The 1163-nt window shown below is 67.7% G+C and carries 1 protein-coding gene; it reads right to left on the bottom strand.

All coding sequences use genetic code 11. The annotated features are described in order from the left end of the window. Positions 1 to 1161 (bottom strand): acetyl-CoA C-acetyltransferase (locus QM596_RS29565; RefSeq protein WP_283310598.1); only part of this gene is annotated, 1161 nt, incomplete at its 3' end. Positions 1162 to 1163 lie beyond the last annotated feature (2 nt).

Genomic DNA, 1163 nt, shown 5'->3' with positions numbered 1-1163 from the left:
GATGAGTGCGTCGCCTTGTCCGCCGCCGCCGCAGAGTGCGGCTGCGCCGATGCCGCCGCCGCGGCGTTGCAGTTCGAGGGCGAGGTGCAGGGCGATGCGGGCGCCGGACATGCCGAGGGGGTGTCCGACGGCGATGGCGCCGCCGTTGACGTTGACCTTGGCGGGGTCGAGGCCGAGTTCGCGGGTGGAGGCGATCCCGACGGCGGCGAACGCTTCGTTGATTTCGACGAGGTCGAGGTCGGTGGGGTCGATGCCTTCCTTGGCGCAGGCCTTGGCGATGGCCCGGGCGGGTTGGGACTGGAGGGTGGAGTCGGGTCCGGCGACGACGCCGTGGGCGCCGATTTCCGCGATCCAGGTCAGGCCGAGTTCTTCGGCTTTGGTTTTGCTCATCACGATCACGGCGGCGGCGCCGTCGGAGATCGGGGAGGCGGAGCCGGCGGTGATGGTGCCGTCCTTGCTGAACGCGGGACGCAGTTTGCCGAGGGATTCGGTGGTGGTGTCGGCGCGGATGCCTTCGTCCTGCGCGAAGACGATCGGCTCGCCCTTGCGTTGGGGGATGGAGACGGGGACTACTTCGTTGTCGAAGTAGCCGTCTTTCCAGGCGCGGGCCGCGTTCTGGTGTGAGGCGGCGGCGAAGGCGTCCTGCTCGGCGCGGGTGATGTGGGCGGTTTCTTGTTGGTTGACCTGTTCGGTGAGCAGGCCCATGGCCTGGTCGGTGAAGATGTCGTGGAGGCCGTCGTAGGCCATGTGGTCGCGGAGGGTGACGTCGCCGTATTTGAAGCCTTCGCGGCTTTTTTCGAGCATGTGGGGTGCGCGGGACATCGATTCCTGCCCGCCGGCGACGACGATGTCGAATTCGCCGGCGCGGATGAGTTGGTCGGCGAGGGCGATGGCGTCGATGCCGGAGAGGCACACTTTGTTGATGCTCAGGGCGGGGACGTTCATGGGGATGCCGGCGGCGACGGCGGCTTGGCGGGCGGGCATCTGGCCGGCGCCGGCGGTGAGGACCTGTCCCATGATGACGTAGTCGACTTGTTCGGGGGCGACTCCGGACTTGTCGAGGGCGCCTTTGATGGCGATGCCGCCGAGGTCGGACCCGGAGAGGTCTTTCAACGATCCGAGGAGTCGACCCATCGGGGTACGAGCTCCCGCAACAATCACAG

The organism is Rhodococcus sp. IEGM 1406 (assembly GCF_030056745.1).
In the GTDB taxonomy this organism is placed as follows: Bacteria; Actinomycetota; Actinomycetes; order Mycobacteriales; family Mycobacteriaceae; genus Rhodococcus_F; species Rhodococcus_F erythropolis.
The sequence above is the reverse complement of the archived record's forward strand: the minus strand, read 5'-3'. Positions and strand labels throughout refer to the sequence as shown.